Source organism: Brevundimonas sp. Soil_N_31, from assembly GCF_057655995.1.
On record NZ_JBDGLE010000006.1, the window covers coordinates 100967 to 122727 of the forward strand.

Here is a 21761-nt window from a genome sequence, read left to right on the forward strand (position 1 = left end):
CCGTTGGTCACCTTTGACTGGCAGGGTGGCCGCCATGACTGATCGCGCCATCCGCAATCTCGAACACCTGCGCCGTACCGCCTCGACGGCGCGCGTGCTGAACTTGCTCAAGGTCTATGACGAGCACGGCGACACAGACGACTGGTCCGAGCGTCCGATGTTCTGCACGCCTGCGCTCAATCGCTCCCTCATCGTCAAGCATCGCCTGCGGCGTAACGAGACCGACGCCTTTCCTGGTCGTCGCCAGGTGGCGACCAAGATCATCGTGCCGATCGACAGCACCGACCTGAAGACCGGCGGCCGGTTCATCTTCGTCAACCAGATCGGCTTCGAGCGCGCCATGCACGAAGCCTTCGGCGTCGACGCCGACCATGCCGATCTGAAGACCCTGCGGTTGATGGATCGCCTGCCGTCGCTGGATCCGTTCCTGCTGCGCGAACAATTGCGGCGCGGAAACGTGGACGCCGCCCCCTGCTACTTCGCCCTCAGCGAGGCGGACCTGGAGCGGATGCTGGAGTTCGTTCAGAAGGAGATAGAGCCCCTGGTCACGCTCAGCGTCGGCGACGGGGTGGCGGCGGTCGCCTCGTCCGCGCGCATGGCGGCGAAGATACTGTCCAACGCGCCGGGCGACCGATTGGAAGCCCTGCGCCTGACTCTGAAGCTGGAACCGGAGCAGTATCAGGAGGGCGTCTTCTGCTGGAAGGGTTTCCTCTATTACAAATGGGCGCTGAACAGCCTGATGGGCGATATCGTCAACGTGGCTGACGAGGTGGTGACGGTCCAGCCGGTCGGCCCCAGCGACCGCGCCGCCGCGGAATACATTCAGCGCGGGCGCGGGGTTTTGCGCGGACGGATCATGAAGACCTGCGACGAGGTGGGTCGCACCCTACGCTACTACGACGACGCCTATGCCGGGCTGACGCGCGAGGGCAATCCCGTGGCGTTCCGCGACTTCCTGTTGGAAGCGCCGGCCCTGTTCACCCGCCTTGGCGACCAGCTGGGAGCGGTCCAGCACATCGTCAGCTTCTGGAGCTTCCGCTTCAATCCCAAGGCGCCGCCGGTGGGGGTAGAGGAGCTGATCGACATCTTCATGGACTTTGAAACCGGCCTGATGGGCCGCGAAGCCGACGCCTACGATCCGCGCGACGCGGCCTAGGCACAAAGAAAAAACCCCGCGCCGTCGCCGGCGCGGAGTTCTGACTTTCAGACCCGAGACAGGTCTCAGTAGCGGTAGTGCTCCGGCTTGAACGGGCCTTCCACAGGCACCGAGATGTAGTCGGCCTGGTCCTTGCTGAGCGTCGTCAGCTTGGCGCCCAGCTTGGCCAGGTGCAGGAAGGCGACCTTCTCGTCCAGGTGCTTGGGCAGGGTGTAGACCTGGTTCTCATAGGCCTTGGCGTTGGTCCACAGCTCGATCTGGGCCAGCGTCTGGTTGGTGAAGGAGGCCGACATCACGAAGGACGGGTGGCCGGTCGCGTTGCCCAGGTTCACCAGACGGCCTTCCGACAGCAGGATGATCTTCTTGCCGTCCGGGAACTCGACGTGGTGGACCTGATCCTTGATCTTGTCCCACTTGAAGTTCTTCAGGCCCGCGACCTGAATTTCGCTGTCGAAGTGGCCGATGTTGCAGACGATGGCGTTGTTGCGCATGGCGCGCATGTGCTCGACGCGGATGACGTCCTTGTTGCCCGTGGTGGTGACGAAGATATCGGCCTTGTCGGCGACGTCCTCCAGGGTCTGGACCTCATAGCCTTCCATCGCCGCCTGCAGGGCGCAGATCGGGTCGATCTCGGTGACGATGACGCGGGCGCCGCCGTTGCGCAAGCTGGCAGCCGAGCCCTTGCCCACGTCGCCGTAGCCGCAGACCACCGCCACCTTGCCCGACAGCATGACGTCGGTGCCGCGACGGATGGCGTCGACCAGGGATTCACGGCAGCCGTACAGGTTGTCGAACTTCGACTTGGTGACGCTGTCGTTGACGTTGATCGCCGGGAACGGCAGCTCGCCGCGCTCGGCCATCTGATACAGGCGGTGGACGCCCGTGGTCGTCTCTTCCGACACGCCGCCGATGGCGTCGCGGATGGCCGAATAGAAGCCCGGCTTCTCCTTCAGATAGCGCTTCATGACCGAGAAGAGGGCTTCCTCTTCCTCGTTCTGCGGGTTGTCGAGGACGCTGGCGTCCTTCTCGGCCTTCGGCCCCAGCACGCACAGCAGGGTGGCGTCGCCGCCGTCGTCCAGGATCAGGTTCGGATAGCCGCCATCCGCCCATTCGAAGATCTTGTGGGCGTAGTCCCAGTACTCGACCAGGGTCTCGCCCTTGAAGGCGAAGACCGGCGTGCCCGACGCGGCGATGGCGGCGGCGGCGTGGTCCTGGGTCGAGAAGATGTTGCACGAGGCCCAGCGCACTTCGGCGCCCAGGGCTTCCAGCGTCTGAATCAGCACGGCCGTCTGAATGGTCATGTGCAGGCTGCCGGCGATGCGGGCGCCCTTCAGCGGCTGGGACGCCCCGTATTCCGCGCGCAGCGCCATCAGGCCCGGCATCTCGGTTTCGGCGATGGCGATTTCCTTGTTGCCGAAGTCGGCCAGGGAGATGTCGCGGACGATGTAGTCGGTCATGCTGAAATGTCTTTCGGCCACTGTCGGGGGATTGTCGCCGCTATAGCGCGGCGCGGCCACGGGAGCAATCAAGACATAAGGATGTCTTTATATGAGCGGCGGCTCGTCTGAATCGGGGACGTCTCAAGACGGTTAAGGGAATCTACGCAATCCGGGCTTAACCCGGCCAATACCCTCTTGGTGACAAGGGGTATTAGGGCTCTCCCCCGCCCTGCCGTTGAAACGAGTTTGCGTCATGGCTTCCCACGAGATCGACCGTCGCATGAATTTCATGGGGCTGGGTCGGCCGTCCGCCGGTTACAGCGCCATCTCCCCCCTTCTGCGCCGCAACGCGCCCCTGGCCCTGGCCGCCTTCTACGACAAGGTGCGCGCCGAGCCCGAGACCCGCCGCTTCTTCCGTGACGAAGGCCATATCACCGCGGCCAGCAACGCCCAGCAGCGACACTGGGACGCCATCATCGACGGCCGCGCCGACGAAGACTACGCCGCCTCGGTGCGCGCCATCGGCCGCGTCCACGCCCGCATCGGCCTGGAGCCGCGCTGGTACATCGGCGGCTACAGCGTCATCCTGGCCCATCTGACCCGCGCCATCATCGAGCGGCCGAGAAAGCTGTTCGCCAATCGCCGCGAACACGACCGCATCACCGCCGAGGCCGTGGCCGAGCTGAACCAGCGGGTCATGCTGGACATGGACCTGGCCATCTCCATCTACCTGGACGCCCTGCAGGAAGAGCGCGATCGCGTGCAGGCCGAGCACGCCGCCGCCGAGGCCCGCCAGGCCGAGGTCGTGCGCGCCCTGGGCGCCGCCCTGCACAGCCTGGCCGACAACGACCTGTCCGTGACCATCCCGGACGTCTTCCCCGAGGAATACCGCTCGCTTCAGAACGACTTCCACGCCGCGACCCGCGCCCTGCGCACCGCCGTGCGCGCCGTGGCCGACAGCGTCGAGAGCCTGAGCGCCGGCTCCAGCCAGTTGGCCGTCGCCTCCGAGGATCTGGCCAGCCGCACCGAGCGTCAGGCCGCCAATCTGGAGCGCACCGTCAACGAGGCCGACGCCATCGCCCGCCAGGTCGCCTCGACCGCCGACGGCGCGCGCCAGACCGCCGAGGCCCTGGCCGCCGCCCGCGCCGATGTCGAACACACGACCCGGGTGGTCGGCGACGCCGTATCCGCCATCCACGCCATCGCCGAATCCTCGACCGAGATCGGCCGCTTCACCAGCCTGATCGACGAGATCGCCTTCCAGACCAACCTGCTGGCCCTGAACGCCGGGGTCGAGGCCGCCCGCGCCGGCGACGCCGGTCGCGGCTTCGCCGTGGTGGCCCAGGAAGTGCGCGCCCTGGCCCAGCGCTCGTCCGAGGCCTCGGGCGAGATCCGCACCCTGATCTCCACCTCCTCGGCCCAGGTGGCGCGCGGCGTCGATCTGGTCGAACGCACCGGCGCGGCGCTGGAGCGCATCGGCGCCAAGGTCTCGGCCGTCGACGGCCTGGCGGGCGGCATCGCCGGCTCCGCCCAGGAACAGTCCGACGGCCTGGCCCGCGTCCGCCGCGCCATGGGCGAGATGGACGACATCACCCAGCAGAACGCCGCCATGACCGAAGAGGCCACCGCCGCCGCCCGCCAGTTGGCCAATGAAGCCGTCAGCCTGAACCAGCAGGTCGCCCGCTTCCGCCTGGATCGCTCGGTCGCCGCCGGCGCCGCCGCGACGGGACCGCGCCTGGTCGCCTGATCCGACGCGCGTTCAAAGACTTCTCAGAGCAGTATGACGCAGCCCGCGTCGCCGAGATCACACAGTGGCGCAACGCCGTGCGATCAACACAGGCTTGGCGGATCGGGAGCAAGTCGTCTAAGCCGTCGTCCCATGGCTGACGACGCATCGATCCGACCCGCCCGCGATTTCTCGATCCCCCGTCATGACTGGACCCTGGAGGAGGTCGAGGCCCTGTTCGCCCGCCCCTTCATGGAGCTGGTGTTCGAGGCGGCGACGGTGCACCGGCGCACCTTCGACCCGAATGAGGTGCAGAAGTCGCAACTTCTGTCGATCAAGACCGGCGGCTGCGCCGAGAACTGCGGCTACTGCTCGCAGTCGGCCAGCTTCAAGACCGGGCTCAAGGCCGAGAAGCTGATGGAGCCCACCGCCGTCATCGCCGAGGCCATGGCGGCCAAGGCGGGCGGCGCCAGCCGCTTCTGCATGGGCGCCGCCTGGCGCGAGCTGAAGGACCGCGACACGCCCAAGCTGGCGGCCATGATCTCCGGCGTGAAGGCGCTGGGTCTGGAGACCTGCGCCACCCTGGGGATGCTGAACGCCGATCAGGCGAAACAGCTGAAGGACGCGGGCCTCGACTACTACAACCACAACCTCGACACCGGGCCTGAGTATTACGCCGAGGTGGTGACGACCCGTTCCTATCAAGATCGGCTGGAGACGCTGCAGCACGTCCGCGACGCAGGGATGAACACCTGCTGCGGCGGCATCGTCGGCATGGGCGAGAAGAGGCGCGACCGCGCGGGCCTGTTGCATGCGCTCGCCACCCTGCCCGTCCACCCCGACAGCCTTCCGGTCAACGCCCTGGTCCCCGTCGGCGGCACGCCGCTGGGCGAGCGGGTGCTGAAGGAAGGCGAGATCGATCCGATCGAGTTCGTCCGCACCGTCGCCGTCGCCCGTCTGGTCTGCCCCCAGTCGATGGTCCGCCTGTCAGCCGGACGCGAGGGCATGACGCCGGAGATGCAGGCCCTGTGCTTCCTGGCCGGCGCCAACTCCATCTTCGTCGGCGGCAAGCTGCTGACGACACCGAACCCGGAAGAGGACGACGACGCCAAGCTGTTCGCCCTGTTGGACCTGAAGCCCATGCCCGCCAAGGGCTGCGACGCCCATTGATTCCAGTCCGGCCGACGCGCGAACCGGACATCAACCGCCTGGAGGCGGTGGAGCGATCGGCCGGGACGCTGTTTCGCGCCCTGCCCGATCTGGCCTGGATCGCCGACGACCGCACCGCCGGACCTGACGCTCATGCGCGCGCCGTAGCGCAGGGCCTGTCCTGAGTCGCCGTCGACGCAGAGGACCAGCCGGTCGGCTTCCTGATCGCCGCCGAGGCGGACGCGGACCTGCATATCCTTGAGTTGTCAGTCTCTGCTGACCATCAAGGGCGCGGCGCCGGACGGGCGCTGATGGCGACCGCGCGCCACGCAGCCGAGGCCTGCGCCAAACAGGCCCTGACGCTGACCGCCTTCAGCTCCGTTCCGTGGAATGCGCCCTTCTATGCGCGCCTGGGCTATGCGGCGCTGACGTTTGCAGAAACACCCGCCTATCTGCGCGAGACCCTGGCCGCAGAGGCCGCCCGCGGCCTGACCGACCGCGCCGCCATGCGGCTGACGCTTTAGCCCTGCCGGGCGAGCCAGCCTCGCACCAGCCTGAGGTGCAGAGCGTGAGCGCCGATCCAGACCAGCCCCATGACGATCAGGACGCCGAAGTAACGCCGCGCGTCCGCGCTCTCCAGCGGCCCCAACAAGCTGGCCATCGCCGTGGGAAGCAGAGTCAAGGCCGCCAGAACAGGCGTGAAACTCAGGGCGACGTCACGCGGCGCACGCCATATGGGCCGCCCGTCAAAGCCCCACTGCATCGGCAGCCGCGTCTCGCGCGGCAGGCCTCTCGCGGCGCGCCAGGACATGGCCGCCAACACGGCCACGGAAGTCAGAGCCAGGAACAGGGCGAACACCGTCATATCGACAGACGATCACGTCTATCCGAGCTGATCAAGCCAAAGGCCCCGCCGGACTACTTACTCATCCAGGGGCGCGACGCCCCGCTCTTGATGCGAGCCGCCTGTTCGCGCTGGAAGCGGCCGCCGCGCGGCGGCTTGGGCCGGGCGTCGATCGCCGCCTTCTTGAGCCGCAGCGCCCGCTGCACGGGCGTTTCACCGGGAAGGGAGTCCGCAGGTTCGGCGGCGGGGGCGTGATCGTCGTCAATGGTCATGCCGACGACAGTAGCACGTTCGCGCCTCTGAGGGACGACAGACCCGTTCCCTAGGATCCGCCTCGCGGAGCACGCAGATCACGGGCCATGACATCCGCCACCGCTCCCGCCTGCGCCCGGACCGACGCCCAGTCCGGGCGTGGCCCGTAAAGGGCGACGAGATAGGCGCGATCCCACTCGGTAAGACCCTGCTGCGCATCTCCCGAAAAGAGATTCAGGATCGTGTCGAACCCTTGCGTTTCCGCCCGCGGGTCAAGCTGGGCCAGACTCACAAGAGCGATGTAGTCGCCCAACTGGGTCGTGTTGACGTCGCCGGTCATGTCCGTGTCGACGATCACCATGGTCTTAAACAGCGCGTCAACGACTTGGGTGCTCAAACGGCCCGGCCCCTTTCGACGCACAATAGGAGAGGCGGCTGCGACGCAGTCGTTGGGATTGCACCCCAAGATCGCCGCCAGCTGGCTATCGACTATCCCGCCGACCGCATCCCCTGGCATCCTTACGACCGCCCGACCGGTCTCGCTATCGACGGGAAGGCTCAGCGACCACCAGCGGACGGGACGCTCTGCGTCCAGAAAATCCTGGAACGCCGTCGTGTCGCGATGCATGCCCGTCACGTTCTGACGAAAAAGCCGGGGGTTGTCGGCGTTCATCGTTCTCGCCAGCCCGCGGCCGTCATTCGTGAAGATCACGACCACATTGGGATGGCAGCCCGGCTCGCCAGTCCGCAGGTCCAAGCTTGCGGCGGTCTGGGTGATCCGATCTATGACGGCCTGGGCGGCCTCACGCTCAAGATTGACGACACCAGGGCAAATCTCGCGACGCCACAGCGCCAGGCCTCGCCCGCGCGCAGGCGCGCCGACCCGCCCGACGAAATCGCGGGCCGCTTCCTGCACCGGTCGGCCTCGCACCATCAGATCCGGCAAGACGGTGGCGTCCGGGCTCGGCGCGTCCTGTGCATGCGCAGTCCCAAACAGGCTCAGAACGACAGCCGCGACAATTCCCATGTTCCGCATAAGGGTCTCCATGTCGCGGCCATCTCACATAACCACGCTACCCGTCCACATAGGCCGCCAACATGAAGAGAAAGGCAAGCAGCACGGGCTTCTTTGACGGCCGCAGGACGGCGCCGGATGAAGGGCTGGCGGGTTCGAAGCACCGATGGCGCTGACCGCCATCAGGCGGGCGTCTTCCCGACTTACCGTCCTGGCCGTCGGGTCATCGCCGAAGCGGGCGCCAACTGGAGGCCGCGAGCCTCCAGACCCGCCGTCCAGCGGGCGGCGGCCTCGACGGTGACGGGGTAGGAGAAGCCGGTCCCCAGCGCCGCGCCGTTGGTCTTGGCGGCGGCCTCCAAGGCGTTGAACTGACGCAGGATGGCGGCGGGGGTCTGTTCCTCGTCGACGACACGGTCGGCGCTGGCGCGGGCGAAGGCGCCGGGGCGGCGGCGCATGGAGCCGTCGTCGAGGAAGGCCAGGCCGCGCTGGCGCAGGTTGGTCATCAGGGCCGTCACGCCTTCGTCCGAGGTCGCGAACCGGTCGCCCAGATAGTTGGTCACGCCGAAATAGCCGGTGGCGCGCGCCAGCAACCAGTCCAGCTTGACCGCCACATCGTCGGCGCCGCCGGACGACAGCAGGGTGTAGGGGCCGGGGTCGTTGTCGGGATAACCGGTCGGCTCCATCGGCAGTTCGATCATCACCTCATGGCCGTGGGCGCGGGCCAGGTCGATCCACGTCTGAAGGCCCTCGGCGTAGGGCACGAAGGAGAGCGTCACCTCGGCGGGCAGGCGCTCGATCGCCGCGCGCGTCGTGGCGCTGTTCAGGCCCAGCCCGCCGACCACCAGGGCCACCATCGGCTTGCCGTTCGAGCGGAAGGGCCGAGCGTAGGCCTGGGCCGGGACGCGGCCGTCGGCGGCGATACGCGGCAGGGGACCGTTGGGGCCGGGCTGGAACAGGCCCGCGATCGGCGCCTTGGGCAGGGGGCTGGAGGGCGCGCGCACCGGGGCGCTGAAGCCCTGGCCCGAGGCCACGCTGGCGCCGTCCGGCAGGGTGATGAGGGCCTCGCCCCCGGCGGCTCCGCCCTCGCCCATCAGGGCCGGGTCGATGGGGCCAAGGTCTTGATAGATGTCCAGACCGCTGAAGCCGAAGGCCTCGGCGCCGGTCGGGGCCGTGTCGGCGGCGGCGGGCCGCTCCAGTACGGCGCTGGCCGTCGGCGCGCCCGCGCGCGGGTCGCCCAGCACGGCGACGAACAGGGCGGCGGCGCCGATGACGAAGACCCCGGCCGCGCCCGCTGCGACGGGCGGCTTCTTCAGGGCGTTCAGGACCGGCTCCATAGCGACGCGCGACCGGGGCTCCGGCGGCGCGCCTGCGGCGGCGGCGAGGGCGGACTGGCGCTTGGCGAACATGGTCAGGGCGTCGGCTCGGGCTGGCAGGCGCCGCACAGACGCGGCGCCCCTCAGCCTCAGTTAAGCCCTGCGTCGGTTAAGAAAGCCTAACGGCGCGTTCACCACGTTCGAGCGCCGCGCCTCAGTCGCTCTTCGGCTCGTTCCCCGGCGTGATTTCCGGCGCGCGCTGCGGCGCCGGGGGGTCTTTCGGCTCGACCGTGACCTTGGGCGTGTCAGCCTCGGCGGTCTCGACCTTGTCCTGCCCCGGTTCGGTGATGACCACGCCTTCCGGCGCAGCGGCCAGTTTGGTCAGGTCGCCGCCGGCCCGCAGCACGTCCAGCGCCCGCTGCAACTGATAGTCCTTGTCCTTGGCGTAGTCGGCGCCCGGCGCCTCACGCGGGGTGTGCGGTCCCTTCCGCTCGGCCCCGATGGAGGAGTCCAGCGCCGTCGAATAGGCCGCCTCGGAATAGATGAAGCTGGAGCGCGAGACGATGCGCGCCTCGGCCTCGGAACGAGCGACCTCCAGGTCCGGCTCGATGCCGATCTTCTGGATCGAGCGGCCCGACGGCGTGTAGTAGCGCGCCGTGGTGATCGACAGGGCGCCGTCCTGGCCGCCGCGCAGCGGGATCACCGTCTGCACCGAGCCCTTGCCGAAGCTGGTCAGGCCGACGACGGTGGCCCGCTCCTGGTCCTTCAGGGCGCCCGCCACGATCTCGGACGCCGAGGCCGAGCCGTAGTTGATCAGCACCACCACCGGCAGGCCGCCGGTCAGGTCGCCCGGCTTGGCGGCGTAGCGTTCGATGTCCTCGGGCTTGCGCCCGCGCTGGCTGACGATCTCGCCGCGCTCCAGGAAGGCGTCCGACACGTCGATGGCCGCCGTCAGCAGGCCGCCGCCGTTGTTGCGCAGGTCCAGCACATAGCCCTTCAGGCCCGGCTTCTCGGTCTTCAGCCGCTCGATGGTCTCGGTCAGCTCGCGGCCGGTGTTCTCGTTGAAGGTCGAGATGCGCAGGTAGCCGAAGTCGCCTTCCAGACGGCCGGTGACGGATTCGACCTTGATGACCTCGCGCGTCAGCACGACCTCGCGCGGCTCCTCGCCGTCGCGCAGGAAGGTGACGGTGACGCTGGTGCCCGTGGCGCCGCGCAGCTTGTCCGACACCTCGGACACGGTCAGCCCGGCCGCATTCTGCCCGTCAATGGCGCTGATGACGTCGCCCGCCTGAACGCCGGCGCGACCGGCCGGGCTGTCGTCCATCGGCGAGATGATCTTCACCAGCCCGCCCTCGGAGGTGATGGTCAGGCCGACGCCCGAATATTCGCCAGAGGTCCGCTCGCGCAGGTCGCCGAAGGCCCTAGCGGGCAGGTAGTTGGAGTGGGGATCGAGCGCCGTCATCATCCCCTGCAGGGCGGCCTCGATCAGCTTCTTGTTGTCGACAGGAACGACATAGGCCTGCTCGACGATGCCCAGAACATCGCCGAACAGCTCCAGCATGCGGAAGGTCTCGTTACGCGGCGTCTGGCCGGCCACAGCGGCAGCCGATCCGCCCAGAACCAGGGCGGCCGCCCCGACGAGAAGCAGTTTACGCATTCGATCTCTTTCCATCGGATCCGCTTTCGGCTCCGGTCGTCCAGGGCGGCGCGAGCGCCACGACGGCGCGCACGACAGTTGCGCCGATACAAACAGCGTCCGCGCCGATTTGAAAGGAATTTCGCGCGGTTGGGCGGGAGAGAGCTTGCCGGATGACGTCGCCTGCCGCCTGCACCTGCGCCTCTCCCGCTGGCCGTCATCCTCGGGCTTGACCCGAGGATCGAGTGCAGGACGCGCCCGACCTGTCCTGGGCCGCGCAGACGGAAGGCCCGATCCTCGGGTCAAGCCCGAGGAGGACGGCAGGAAGGCGGATAGCGGCGAGAAGGCGGATGACGGCGGGAGACAGAGCCCCCGCTACTGCAACCAGGGCGCGGGATCGATGGGCCGTTCCTGGCGGCGCAGTTCGAAATAGGCTTCGCCGTCCTCGCCGGTGCGGCCCAAGGTCTGGCCGTCCCCGACACGCTGGCCGGTCTCGACCTCCAGCCTGTCCAGGCCCGCGATCACGGCCCGCCAGCCGGGGCCGAGGTCGAGGATCACCACCTCGCCCCATTCCTTCAGCGGCCCGGCGTAGGCGACGCGGCCCGCCGCCGGCGCGCCGACCGCCTCATGGCTGGAGCGCCAGCTCCACCCGGCCGAGCGGCCGCCGAAGCGTTGCGAGGGCGTCCCCGCGATGGGCGGGGTCAGGCGGCTGCGGCCCGCAGGCAGGCGGGCGGCCGGAGCCTCTTCCGGCGCCTCGGCGACCCGAGGCGTCTGCCCGCCCAGTTCGCGGATGCGCGCCTCCAGCGCCTTGGTCGCGCGCTCGGCCCGCGCCGCCTCGGCCCGCAGAACAGACCGCAGGGCGGTCTTGCGCGCCGTCAGCCCCTCGATCTCGGCGCGACGGTCGTTCTGGGCGCTCTCAACGGTGAACAGCCGCTCGCTGGACAGGGCGGCCAGACGGCGGATGCGGCCGATCTCGGCCTGACGCTCGACCAGGGTTTCGGCCCGGTCCTGAAGCTCAGGCGTGATGGCGCGGATCAGGATGGAGGCCCGCACCGTGTCCACCGCCTTGTCCGCCGGGATCAGCAGCGGCGGCGGCGGCTCGCGGCTCATCATCTGCAGGGCGGACAGCAGCCGTCCCTGCGCCGCGCGCTCGCGCGACAGGGCGGCCAGCAGGGCCGCTTCACGATCGCCCAGCTCCTTCAGCCGGGCGCGCTGGGCGTCCAGTTGCACGTCGTCCTCGGCCTCGGCGCGGCGCAGCTCGCGCAACTGGCGGTCCAGGTCGACGATCTCCTCGGCGGCGGCGGCGGCCTCGGCCCTCAGGCGGCGGGCGCGGGCCGTCTCGTCGCGATACTCGGCCTGAAGCCGGGTCAGTTCGGCGTTCGGCTGGGCCGTGCGCTGGCTGGCCGCTGGCCCGGCCAGGGCCAGCAGCAGGCTGGAAGACGTCAGAAGAAGAACGGCCCCGGATCGCATCAGTCGCGATGATAGGGCGAACCGGCCAGGATGGTCACGGCCCGATAGATTTGTTCGGCCAGCATGGCGCGGGCCAGGGCGTGCGGCCAGGTCTGCGGCCCGAAGGCCAGGGTCGAGCGCGCGGCGCGGCGCACGCTTTCGTCCAGACCGTCGGCGCCGCCGATGACGAAGACCAGCCGCCGCTCGCCCTGATCGCGCAGGGCCGCCACATGGTCGGCGAAGGCGCGCGAGGCGTAGGTCTTGCCCCGCTCGTCGCAGGCGATCAAGTGCGCACCCTCGGCGGCGGCGAGCAGCAGCTCGGCCTCCGGCGCCTTGCCGGGCTTCTTCGGTTCAAGGTCGATGAGTTCGAGGGGGCCCAGACCCAGGGGCCGCCCCGACAGGGTGGCCCGCCGGGCGTAGTCGTCGGCCAGGGCGGCCTCGGGACCGCGGCCCGGCTTGCCGATGGCCGCGATCGCCAGCTTCATGAGGTCAGTCCCGGGCGGGGCCGCCGCGGTGGGCGCTATCGACCGCCCAGATCTTTTCGATGTTGTAGAAGGTGCGCACTTCCGGGCGGAACAGGTGGACGACGACGTCGCCCGCATCCAGCAGCACCCAGTCGCAGTGCGGCAGGCCCTCGACCTTCACCTTGCCCAGGCCCAATTCCTTGAACAGGCGCAGCAGGTGGTCGGCGATGGCGCCGACGTGGCGGTGCGAGCGCCCCGAAGCCACGATCATGGCGTCGGTCATCGGGCTCTTGCCGCGCAGGTCGATCAGGACGATGTCCTGCGCCTTGTCGTCGTCGAGTTTGGCGAGGATGGCCTGCTCCAACGCGGTCGCGCCGACCGGCAGAGGCTGGCGCTCGTCGCTACTGGGGCCATCCTCGGCCTGACCGTCTTCGGAATGGACGGAATCCATCAGGTCCATTTCGTGCGCCGCGTTCGAAACGGCGTCTTGCGCATCGTGCGCGGTCGAGGGGGTCAGCGGAGGGCTCCGAGGCGATTACTAAAAGCCGATGATAGCACGCCTCGTGCAAAACGTCACCCACGCCAGGGACGAGCGCCCCCCGCGCCTCCCTTCCGGTCGGCCTCCGGCGAGGGGTACGCCGTAAAACTGCGTAGACGGATCATGAGCCAGGCTCGTGGAGGGGCGCTGCCGTGATCAGGAATGAAGCCGTCGCCAGGCCTGCGCCTGCGCGCGAAAGCAAGGCGGCCGGGGCGTCAGACCGTGCGCCGCCCCACCCCTTTCCCCCGGTGATGGAGCCGCTGACCAGCGTCCGCTTCCTGCTGGCGCTGGGGGTGGTGCTTTTTCACTATCAGCTGATGTGGACCCTGCCGCCCGAGGCCGCCGGCCTGCTGAACCGGGCGCGTCTGGGGGTCGATGTCTTCTTCATCCTGTCGGGCTTCATCCTCGCCCACGTCTATCTGCAGGGCGATGGACCGCCGGACTACAGGCGCTTCATCGTCGCGCGGTTCGCCCGCATCTATCCGGCCCACGCCGCCATCATGCTGGGGATGCTGGTCATGGTGCTGGGCGCGGGCCTGGTCGGCGTCGGCCTGGAGCCTGGCCGTTTCAACGCGCCCGACTTCATCCAGTCCATGCTGCTGAGCCAGGCCTGGTTCCCGCGCTCCACCATGGTGCTGTGGAACGGCCCCGCCTGGTCCCTGTCCGCCGAGTGGTTCGCCTATCTGATCTTCCCCGTCTACGCCTGGATCGCCTTGCGCCTGAGGGATCGGCCCGTCGTCCTGATCGCCCTGGCTGTCACGCTGTTCGCTGTGCTGGACGCCGGCTACCGCATGGCCTTCGGCGTCATCCTGCCGCGCGCCGAAGACAATCTGGGCGTTCTGAGAATTCTGCCTGAATTCCTGTTCGGCATCGGTCTCTACTTCCTGGGCCAGCGCCTGCGCCTCAGCCCCAGGGCCGCGATCGCCGCCGCGATCCTCGCCAGCCTGGCCATGCTGGCCGCCATGCAGGCCGCGCTGGACGACCGGCTGATCGTGGCCTTGGCCGGGCCGCTGATCCTCAGCCTGGCCCTGCTGGCCAAGTCCGGGGCGCGCACCGTCCTGTCGAACCCCGTCTGGCTGTTCGCGGGCGAGGCCTCCTATGCCCTCTACCTGGTCCACATTCCGCTGGTGATGGTCTGGCGCAATGCGATGCAGGCGCTGCTGGGCCTGGCCGGCGACTACCGCATGAGCCCCCTCGAACTGGCCGCGTTGCTGGCCCTCACCCTCGCCGCCGCCGCCGTGATCCACATCGCCGTCGAACAGCCTGGCCGCAGGCTCCTGCGTCGCTGGCTCAACCGTCCCGGCGTGCGCGCCGGCGCCCCGCTCACCCAAGGAGAAACCGGATGAACCCTCTGCCCGCCGCTGTCCTGGCCCCCGTCCTGGCCGGCTTCATGATCGCCCATGCCCCCGTCGCATCCGCCCACGAGCCCGCCCCTCAGGCCGCACAGTCGGCCAGCGCCGCGCGCTCGGCGCCGCAGACCGAGGTGCTGGCCGTGCTGCAAGGCTATCGCGCCAGCCTCAGCGCCCTGGACGCTCCGGCCGCCGCCCGCTTCTTCTGGCCGGACTCCCAGGTGTTCGAACAGGGCGGCGTCGAGGGCGACTTCGCCCGCTATCTGGAGCATCATCTGGGGCCGGAGCTGCTGGTCTTCTCGGCCTTCGAGATGATCGACCCGGTCGTGCGCGCCGTCGTCGCGGGCGACACGGCCTATGCGACCGAGACCTATCGCTTCCGCATCGCCTTCAAGGATGCCGCCCGCGCCCCGGTCGAGCGGCAAGGCGTCGCCACCAGCGTGCTGGAGCGGCGCAACGGCGAATGGCGCATCCTCAGCTACCACTCGTCGTCGCGGGCGCCGCGCACGGCGCACTGACGGATCGGGCCCGCGCCTTCACCCCGCCGCGCGCGTCGCGCGGATGGCGGTGGAGGAGCGGTGATTCAGCGGCGCCGTCAGATAGGTCCAGGCCGGCGCTTCCAGATTGGGCAGCAGTCCGGCCTGGGCGGCGGGAATGCGATAGCGGGCGAACCGCGCCGCCGCCGGGGCCGTGCGGCTGTCCAACAGGCTGCCCGGCCGGGCTATGACCGCCACCGGCATCAACCGCATGATGTCGGTCCAGCCCCGCCAGCGATGGAAGCCCGCCAGATTGTCCGATCCCATCAGCCAGACGAAGTGCACGCCCGGATGGCGGGCGACGATGGCGCGCAGGGTGTCGACGGTCCAGCCCGTGCCCGCCCGCGTCTCGAAATCCGAAACGATCATGGCTGGACCGACGCTCGCCGCCACGGCGCGCGCCGAGGCCATGCGCTCGGCCAGCGGCGCGGTCTCGTGGTTGGATTTCAGCGGGTTCTGCGGCGAGACCAGCCAGACCACCCGGTCCAGGTCCAGCCGCTGCATGGCGGTGGCCGCCACATGGGCGTGGCCGTCGTGGGCCGGATTGAACGAGCCGCCGAACAGGCCGACCTTCATCCCCGGCGCCAGGTCCAGCCCGTCGCGCAGGGCGCCTCGGCGAAGACCGGAGCCTTTCGGCGCGGGACCGGCGTGGAAGAAGGACAAGGGCGTCTCTTGCGGCGGCGGCGAACAGATGAGCGCGGCCAACGCCTTATGCTCACCTGCGCCCTAACACGGTCCGAAGCGGCTGTCTCGCTCCGCGAACGGAGCGAGAGGCCTGACCATTTTCGGTTCAGTCGGAATCAACTGAACCCAGAACAATGGTCCAAATATTCGCGCTAGAATTCCTTCCAGCTCGAGCCCGGATCACGCTCGCCCGGCTGGGCCAGCTGCTGGCCCCAGGTGATCATCATGAAGGCCTTGTGGCTGCGGATCTTGTACTGGCCGATCATCGGCGTGACGGCGCCCAGCGGCATCCCCGTGCGCGCGTCGTAGAGGAAGCCCGAAAACTCGGCCACGCCCATGCGGTCGCGGTTGGAGTAGAGCGACAGCTCCGGCAGGGAGACGACGTTCAGGCTCTCGTTGATGGGCACCCGCATGTCGGGAATGCCCACCACCCGGCGCAGTTGGTCCAGCGACAGCGCCCCGGCGCGCACCTCGAAGATGGCGTCGGCCTCGCCGCGCTCGCGCACGATGGCGTAGCCCGCTTCCGACAGGGCGGCGCGGATGGCGCTCAGCGCATAGCGGGCGTTCTCGGCCTGGAAATAGGTCTCATCGACGAAGACGCGCGCGCCCTGGGGGATCGGCAGGGTCAGACCCTCGACCGCGCGATCGGCGGCCCGGTTGACCAGCAGCATGTCGGTGGCCGTCCGCGCCGGATTGGTCTCCGTCACCGAGGCGCAGGCGCCCAGGCTCAGGACCGCCAGACCCAGGATCAGCCGCGCCGAAACGCTCACCAGGCGCCCACGTTCGGCATGGAGGCCCAGGGCTCGGCCGGCGCCAGGCGCTCGCCCGCCTGCAGCAGCTCGATCGAAATCCCATCCGGCGAGCGGACGAAGGCCATGTGGCCGTCGCGGGGCGGACGGTTGACGACGACGCCGCCGTCCATCAGCCGCTGGCAGGCGGCGTAGATGTCGTCGACCTGAAACGCCAGATGGCCGAAGTTGCGGCCGCCGTCGTAGTCCTGATCGTCCCAGTTATAGGTCAGCTCGACCTCGGGCGACTTCTCGGCCTCGGCGCGGGCCTTGTCGGCGGGCGCGGCCAGATAGACCAGGGTGAAGCGCCCGGCCTCGTAATCCGCGCGGCGAGTCTCCTCCAGACCCAGCAGGTCGCGGTAGAAGCGCATCGAGGCGTCCAGATCCTTCACCCGGACCATGGCGTGCAGATAACGCACGGCCGGCCTCAGTGCGCCTCGGGCGGACGAGCCGCCGGATCGAGATATTCGCTCTCGGGGTGCGGATGGTCGGACAGCACGAAACGGCGGTCGCAATAGCCGCACTCGATGAAGTCGTCCTCGCCCATGTCCATATAGACCAGCGGGTGGCCCAGGGCCCCGCCGCCGCCGTCGCAGGCGACGCGCTTGGTCGAGACCACGACTTCTTCGGGCGGAGGAATGACGGCGTCGAGATGGCGGGGAGGCATGATCCGGTCCGGTCTGGAAAGGCTTTGCGCCGTTCCTAGGCGGACCGGACCGTCAGGTCAAACGTCAGAGGGCGCGGCCTTGCGGCCCATCACCTTGTCGAACAGGGCCTTGCGCTTCTTGAACAGGGTCAAGCCCAGGCAGCCCGCCCCGACCCACAGGCCGATCTCGCCGATCACGGCGGCGACCGCGGCGATGATCGCCGCCTGGGCCATCGGCAGATAGTCCAGCTTGCCCGCCAGCAGGGCCAGGGCGAAACCGGCGTAGCCGACGGCGCAGACGGCCATGGCGGCGAAGCCGATGATGCGGGTGCGGGTCAGGGGTTTGCGGGCGGCGACGGCGGTGGTCATGGCGTGTCCTCGTCTATGAAAGTTGTCTTTATGACAAGTAGCCTAGACACATCATTCATGAGCGTCAAGCACCATTTACATATCGTCTCGCAACCTTGTCCCCATACGCGCCCGCGGCTTGGCGAACGGCCTTGCGCGCCCTACCTATGCCGTCCGCCCCGCCCTGCCCGAGTTGAAGTCCGCCTCATGACCCAAGCGCTCCGTCTGCCCGTCAACGCCATCGAGGTCAGGGGGCTGAAGAAGACCTACAAGGGCTCGCGCAAGTCGCCGCCGAAGACGGCCCTGCGCGGGGTCGATCTGACGGTGCAGCGCGGCTCGATGTTCGGCCTGCTGGGTCCGAACGGCGCGGGCAAGTCGACCCTGATCAACATCATCGCGGGCGTGGTGAACAAGTCCGAGGGCACGGTCCGCATCTGGGATCGCGACATCGATCATGAGGCGCGCGACGCCCGCTCGGCGCTGGGCGTGGTGCCGCAGGAGATCGTCGCCGACGTCTTCTTCACTCCGCGCGAGGCGCTGGAGGTCCAGGCCGGCTTCTACGGCGTGCCGGCGAACGAGCGGCGCTCGGACGAACTGCTGGCGGCGCTGGGCCTGTCGGACAAGGCCAACGCCTATGTCCGCGCCCTGTCCGGCGGCATGAAGCGGCGCCTGATGGTGGCCAAGGCCCTGGTGCATAATCCGCCCGTGCTGATCCTGGACGAGCCGACGGCGGGCGTGGACGTCGAACTGCGCCGCCAGCTGTGGGAATACGTCCGCAAGATCAATGAGGAGGGGGTGACGGTGATCCTGACCACCCACTACCTCGAAGAGGCGCAGGAGCTGTGCGACACCATCGCCATCATCAACCGCGGCGAGGTCGTGGCCTGCGAGCCGACCGAACAGTTGCTGAAGCGACTGGACACCCGCAACGTCGTGGTGACGCCCGAGACGGCGCCCGAGACCCTGCCCGCCCTGAACGGATTCGCGGTCGCCCCGCGCGCCAACGGCGCCTTCGTCGTCACCTATCGGACGGGCGAATCCAGCGTCGAACAGGTGCTGGCCGCCGTGCGCGCGGCGGGCGTGACCATCAAGGACATCGCCACCGAAGACCCGGATCTGGAAGACGTCTTCCTGGCCATGACCTACGGCGACACCAGCCGCCCCGACCCGACGCAGGACTGAGGGCGCGGGCGTCGCGACGCCCCCCTTCTTCGCTTCGCACGTCGCTCCCTCTCCCCGCCGTCATCCTCGGGCTTGACCCGAGGATCCAGTCATCCGCCCACGCGACGTAAGCTAGGTTGAGCGCGCCCTGTGCTGGATCCTCGGGTCAAGCCCGAGGATGACGGCATATGCGGCGGATGAGGGCGTGTGTGGAAGATGTGCGTGTATGTAAGCGTCGCCTCGCCTCAAACCACCATCACCGTGCCCAGCAACAGCTTGGCCCCCGGCTTGCCCAGAATGGCGTCGGTGGCGTGCTGCAAGGCGACGACCAGCCATTCGACATTGGGCGGCGCGTCTGGCAACAGCCGCTCGGCGGCGATGCGGACCACTTCATTATAGGCGGCGCTGAGGCGCGGCTGGGACTGCTGCGCCCGCTCCATCAGGGCGCCGTCGGCGATATCGAGGCCCGTCTCGACCGTCATCACCCCGCGTCGCCCGTCGCGGCGCAGCACGGTGGCCGTGGCGGTCGGCAGAGACAGATAGCCGCCCTTGCCGCCCCCGCTCTTCTCGGGCGAAGCGTGCGCCGCGCCCGCCAACGCGAGGCCGCCCAGCGCCACACCGCTCAGAGTCAGGCCGATCAGATGACGTCTGTCCATGACGCCACCCTAGACGCGCTCCCTTTCCCGGACGTTGACGCCTAGCCCCCGAGAGGACGGGGGCGTATGCGGGAAGGCATGAACGCTGTCGATCTGTCCCTCTATCGCCCCAACGTCGGGGTCGTCCTGTTCAATCCGGCCGGTCAGGTCTGGTTCGGCCGCCGCGCCGACACGCCCGAGCCGTGGAACTGGCAGTTCCCGCAAGGCGGCGTCGACGACGGCGAAGACCTGGAAGCCGCCGCCCGCCGCGAACTGCACGAGGAGACGGGCGTGCGATCCATCGCCCTGCTGGGCCGCACGACCGAGTGGATTCCCTATGACTTCCCCGAGGGCCTGCCGAGCCCCAAGAGCTGGAAGGGGCTGAAGGGCCAGCGCCAGCAATGGTTCGCCTTCCGCCTGACCGGCGCCGAGGACGAGATCGACCTGAACGCCCACGGCGAGCCGGAATTCGACGCCTGGCGCTGGGGGCGGCTCGAAGAGGCGCCCGGCCTGATCGTGCCGTTCAAACGCCCGGTCTATGAGCAGGTGGCGCGGGTGTTCGGGGAATGGGCGCTGTAGGGCTAGCCAGCCCCCTCTTCCCCCGCCTTCTTCCCACGCCGTCATCCTCGGGCTTGACCCGAGGATCCAGTGCAGGGCGCGCTCCACCTGGCCAAGGTTCCGCAGGCGGACGGCTGGATCCTCGGGTCAAGCCCGAGGATGACGGTGGAGTAGTGAGCAATGGCGGAATAGAGGAAGGCAGCGCATCACATCGCGCACGAAAAAGGCCCCCCGCCGGAGCGAGGGGCCTTTGATCGTTTCAGCGTCGCGAAAGCTTAGTTCGCGACGAGCTCCGAAGCCTCTTCGGCCAGGATGGTCAGGCCTTCGCCGTTGACGTCGGCGAAGCCGCCCTTGACCTCGAAGCGGCGGCGCTGGGCGCCGTCATAGACCGTCACCACGCCTTCGCGCAGGGTGGTCATGAAGGGCGCGTGGCCCGGCAGGACGCCGAAGTCGCCCTCGACGCCCGGCGCATCGACCTGATCGACCGAACCGGCGAAGACTTCGCGTTCCGGGGCGACGAGGGAGAAGTTCAGCTTACCGGCCATGGCTTAGGCTTCCGCAGCCATCTTGGCGGCCTTCTCGACAGCCTCTTCGATGGCGCCGACCATGTAGAAGGCGGCTTCCGGCAGGTGGTCGTATTCGCCGTCGCAGATCGCCTTGAACGAGCGGATGGTGTCGGCCAGTTCGACGAACTTGCCCGGCGAGCCGGTGAACTGCTCAGCCACGAAGAAGGGCTGCGACAGGAAGCGCTGAATCTTGCGGGCGCGCGACACGATCAGCTTGTCGTCTTCCGACAGCTCGTCCATGCCCAGGATGGCGATGATGTCCTTCAGCGCCTTGTACTGCTGCAGGGTTTCCTGCACGCGGCGGGCGACGCGGTAGTGCTCTTCGCCGATGACCAGCGGGTCCATGATCCGCGAGGTGGAGTCCAGCGGGTCCACGGCCGGGAAGATGGCCTGGGCGGCGATGTCGCGGTTCAGAACCGTGGTCGCGTCCAAGTGGGCGAACGAGGCGGCGGGCGCCGGGTCGGTCAGGTCGTCGGCGGGAACGTAGATGGCCTGGATCGAGGTGATCGAGCCCTTCTGCGTCGAGGTGATGCGCTCCTGCAGGTTGCCCATCTCGGTGGCCAGCGTCGGCTGATAGCCCACGGCCGACGGGATACGGCCCAGCAGAGCCGACATTTCCGAACCGGCTTGCGTGAAGCGGAAGATGTTGTCGATGAACAGCAGGACGTCCTTGCCCTCTTCATCGCGGAAGTATTCGGCCTGGGCCAGGCCGGTCAGGGCCACGCGGGCGCGGGCGCCGGGGGGCTCGTTCATCTGGCCGTAGACCAGGGCGCACTTGGAGCCTTCGCCGCCGCCGGCGACGTTCACGTTCGACTCGATCATCTCGTGATACAGGTCGTTGCCTTCGCGGGTGCGTTCGCCCACGCCGGCCAGAACCGAATAACCGCCGTAAGCCTTGGCGATGTTGTTGATCAGCTCCTGCATGGTCACGGTCTTGCCGACGCCGGCGCCGCCGAACAGGCCGGTCTTGCCGCCCTTGGTGTAGGGGCAGATCAGGTCGATGACCTTGATGCCCGTGACCAGGATTTCCGACGAGGTCGACTGCTCTTCGAACGAAGGCGCCTCGCGGTGGATCGGGCGGAACTCGGTGGTCTTGATCGGACCGGCTTCGTCGATCGGCTGGCCGACGACGTTCATGATGCGGCCCAGCGTGCCCGGACCGACCGGGGCCATGATCGACTTGCCGGTGTCGACGACGGCCTGGCCGCGCGTCAGACCTTCGGTCGTGTCCATGGCGATGGTGCGGACCATGTTCTCACCCAGGTGCTGGGCGACTTCCAGGACCAGGGTGAAGGGCTCGCCCGTCTTCTGGTCGACGTTCTGGGTTTCCAGAGCGTTCAGGATGCCCGGCAGGTGGCCGTCGAACTCAACGTCGACGACGGCGCCGATGACCTGGGCGATCTTGCCCTGGCCGGTAACGGCGGCGGCGGCCTTCGGAGCGGCGGCCTTCTTGGGAGCGGCCGGCTTCTTGGCGGCGGGTTTCTTCGGGGCGGTGGTGTCGGTCATCGG

The 21761-nt window shown here is 68.7% G+C and carries 25 protein-coding genes and 1 pseudogene; 9 read left to right on the top strand and 17 right to left on the bottom strand.

The features are described from left to right. Positions 1-34: 34 nt before the first annotated feature. Positions 35-1156 carry a hypothetical protein gene (locus AC3A3G_RS11335; RefSeq protein WP_412876355.1) on the top strand — a complete coding sequence of 374 codons (1122 nt, stop codon included), beginning with the start codon at positions 35-37 and terminating at the stop codon, positions 1154-1156. Positions 1157-1221: 65 nt separating this feature from the next. Here the strand turns inward: AC3A3G_RS11335 and ahcY are convergent, their stop codons facing one another. Next, positions 1222-2613 carry an adenosylhomocysteinase gene (gene ahcY / locus AC3A3G_RS11340; RefSeq protein ID WP_412876356.1) on the bottom strand — a complete coding sequence of 464 codons (1392 nt, stop codon included), beginning with the start codon at positions 2611-2613 and terminating at the stop codon, positions 1222-1224. Positions 2614-2848: 235 nt separating this feature from the next. Here ahcY and AC3A3G_RS11345 point away from each other — a divergent pair, with 235 nt between their 5' ends. From AC3A3G_RS11345 to AC3A3G_RS11360, 4 genes and pseudogenes are all read left to right on the top strand, one after another. Next, the gene (locus tag AC3A3G_RS11345; RefSeq protein WP_200166348.1) at positions 2849-4342 is read left to right on the top strand and encodes a methyl-accepting chemotaxis protein; all 1494 of its coding nucleotides are present in this window, start codon (positions 2849-2851) and stop codon (positions 4340-4342) included. Between the two features lie 132 nt (positions 4343-4474). Beyond that, entirely contained in the window at positions 4475-5491 is a 1017-nt protein-coding gene (gene bioB / locus AC3A3G_RS11350) for a biotin synthase BioB (RefSeq protein WP_487488229.1), read from the top strand. Continuing rightward, on the top strand, positions 5488-5655 hold the full coding sequence (locus AC3A3G_RS11355; RefSeq protein WP_487488230.1) for a hypothetical protein: 168 nt from the start codon (positions 5488-5490) through the stop codon (positions 5653-5655). Before bioB ends, AC3A3G_RS11355 begins: the two co-directional genes overlap by 4 nt. A 15-nt stretch (positions 5656-5670) precedes the next feature. After that, positions 5671-5994, top strand: a pseudogene (locus AC3A3G_RS11360) (GNAT family N-acetyltransferase); the annotation flags it as partial. Here AC3A3G_RS11360 and AC3A3G_RS11365 read toward each other — a convergent pair. The 8 genes from AC3A3G_RS11365 to rsfS form a co-directional block, all read right to left on the bottom strand. Next, the gene (locus AC3A3G_RS11365) at positions 5991-6335 is read right to left on the bottom strand and encodes a hypothetical protein (RefSeq protein WP_200166343.1); all 345 of its coding nucleotides are present in this window, start codon (positions 6333-6335) and stop codon (positions 5991-5993) included. The pseudogene AC3A3G_RS11360 and the gene AC3A3G_RS11365 overlap by 4 nt on opposite strands. 53 nt (positions 6336-6388) lie before the next feature. Then, positions 6389-6586, bottom strand: a complete 198-nt coding sequence (locus tag AC3A3G_RS11370; protein ID WP_125900388.1) for a hypothetical protein — start codon at positions 6584-6586, stop codon at positions 6389-6391. Positions 6587-6636: 50 nt separating this feature from the next. Beyond that, a complete protein-coding gene (locus tag AC3A3G_RS11375) occupies positions 6637-7602 on the bottom strand; it encodes a hypothetical protein (protein WP_487488231.1) in 966 nt (321 codons plus the stop codon). Between the two features lie 182 nt (positions 7603-7784). Next, the gene (locus AC3A3G_RS11380) at positions 7785-8987 is read right to left on the bottom strand and encodes a divergent polysaccharide deacetylase family protein (protein ID WP_200166485.1); all 1203 of its coding nucleotides are present in this window, start codon (positions 8985-8987) and stop codon (positions 7785-7787) included. A 121-nt stretch (positions 8988-9108) separates the two neighbouring features. After that, positions 9109-10551: a S41 family peptidase gene (locus AC3A3G_RS11385; RefSeq protein ID WP_368923449.1), complete on the bottom strand. Its 1443-nt coding sequence runs from the start codon at positions 10549-10551 to the stop codon at positions 9109-9111. 354 nt (positions 10552-10905) lie between these two features. Then, on the bottom strand, positions 10906-12000 hold the full coding sequence (locus tag AC3A3G_RS11390) for a murein hydrolase activator EnvC family protein (RefSeq protein WP_487488232.1): 1095 nt from the start codon (positions 11998-12000) through the stop codon (positions 10906-10908). Beyond that, complete coding sequence (gene rlmH, locus AC3A3G_RS11395; RefSeq protein ID WP_487488233.1) at positions 12000-12464, bottom strand: 23S rRNA (pseudouridine(1915)-N(3))-methyltransferase RlmH; 465 nt, start codon at positions 12462-12464, stop codon at positions 12000-12002. The genes AC3A3G_RS11390 and rlmH overlap by 1 nt, the downstream gene beginning before the upstream one ends. A gap of 4 nt (positions 12465-12468) precedes the next feature. Then, positions 12469-12903, bottom strand: coding sequence for a ribosome silencing factor (gene rsfS / locus AC3A3G_RS11400; RefSeq protein WP_368923443.1), 435 nt, complete (start codon positions 12901-12903; stop codon positions 12469-12471). 230 nt (positions 12904-13133) lie between these two features. Here rsfS and AC3A3G_RS11405 point away from each other — a divergent pair, with 230 nt between their 5' ends. Then, positions 13134-14327: an acyltransferase family protein gene (locus AC3A3G_RS11405; protein WP_487488234.1), complete on the top strand. Its 1194-nt coding sequence runs from the start codon at positions 13134-13136 to the stop codon at positions 14325-14327. Then, on the top strand, positions 14324-14848 hold the full coding sequence (locus tag AC3A3G_RS11410; RefSeq protein ID WP_368923438.1) for a YybH family protein: 525 nt from the start codon (positions 14324-14326) through the stop codon (positions 14846-14848). The genes AC3A3G_RS11405 and AC3A3G_RS11410 overlap by 4 nt, the downstream gene beginning before the upstream one ends. A gap of 18 nt (positions 14849-14866) precedes the next feature. Here the strand turns inward: AC3A3G_RS11410 and AC3A3G_RS11415 are convergent, their stop codons facing one another. From AC3A3G_RS11415 to AC3A3G_RS11435, 5 genes are all read right to left on the bottom strand, one after another. After that, a complete protein-coding gene (locus AC3A3G_RS11415) occupies positions 14867-15529 on the bottom strand; it encodes a nicotinate-nucleotide adenylyltransferase (RefSeq protein ID WP_200166332.1) in 663 nt (220 codons plus the stop codon). A gap of 173 nt (positions 15530-15702) precedes the next feature. Then, complete coding sequence (locus tag AC3A3G_RS11420) at positions 15703-16320, bottom strand: DUF6655 family protein (protein ID WP_125900381.1); 618 nt, start codon at positions 16318-16320, stop codon at positions 15703-15705. After that, the gene (locus AC3A3G_RS11425) at positions 16317-16757 is read right to left on the bottom strand and encodes a VOC family protein (RefSeq protein ID WP_312219560.1); all 441 of its coding nucleotides are present in this window, start codon (positions 16755-16757) and stop codon (positions 16317-16319) included. The genes AC3A3G_RS11420 and AC3A3G_RS11425 overlap by 4 nt, the downstream gene beginning before the upstream one ends. Positions 16758-16765: 8 nt before the next feature. After that, entirely contained in the window at positions 16766-17005 is a 240-nt protein-coding gene (locus tag AC3A3G_RS11430; protein WP_125900379.1) for a zinc-finger domain-containing protein, read from the bottom strand. 57 nt (positions 17006-17062) lie between these two features. After that, a complete protein-coding gene (locus tag AC3A3G_RS11435; protein WP_368923432.1) occupies positions 17063-17353 on the bottom strand; it encodes a hypothetical protein in 291 nt (96 codons plus the stop codon). Between the two features lie 186 nt (positions 17354-17539). Here AC3A3G_RS11435 and AC3A3G_RS11440 point away from each other — a divergent pair, with 186 nt between their 5' ends. After that, entirely contained in the window at positions 17540-18514 is a 975-nt protein-coding gene (locus tag AC3A3G_RS11440; RefSeq protein WP_487488235.1) for an ABC transporter ATP-binding protein, read from the top strand. 224 nt (positions 18515-18738) lie between these two features. Here the strand turns inward: AC3A3G_RS11440 and AC3A3G_RS11445 are convergent, their stop codons facing one another. After that, positions 18739-19149 (bottom strand): Tat pathway signal protein, encoded by a 411-nt coding sequence (locus AC3A3G_RS11445; protein ID WP_487488236.1) that lies wholly within the window; start codon positions 19147-19149, stop codon positions 18739-18741. Positions 19150-19227: 78 nt separating this feature from the next. On the opposite strand from AC3A3G_RS11445, the gene AC3A3G_RS11450 reads away from it, so the two are divergent. Further along, on the top strand, positions 19228-19707 hold the full coding sequence (locus AC3A3G_RS11450) for an RNA pyrophosphohydrolase (RefSeq protein ID WP_368923429.1): 480 nt from the start codon (positions 19228-19230) through the stop codon (positions 19705-19707). Positions 19708-19961: 254 nt separating this feature from the next. On the opposite strand, the gene AC3A3G_RS11455 is transcribed toward AC3A3G_RS11450, so the two are convergent. Both AC3A3G_RS11455 and atpD read right to left on the bottom strand, forming a co-directional pair. After that, complete coding sequence (locus tag AC3A3G_RS11455; RefSeq protein ID WP_003166300.1) at positions 19962-20231, bottom strand: ATP synthase F1 subunit epsilon; 270 nt, start codon at positions 20229-20231, stop codon at positions 19962-19964. Between the two features lie 3 nt (positions 20232-20234). Then, positions 20235-21758, bottom strand: a complete 1524-nt coding sequence (gene atpD, locus AC3A3G_RS11460) for a F0F1 ATP synthase subunit beta (protein WP_087140936.1) — start codon at positions 21756-21758, stop codon at positions 20235-20237. Between the last annotated feature and the right edge of the window lie 3 nt (positions 21759-21761).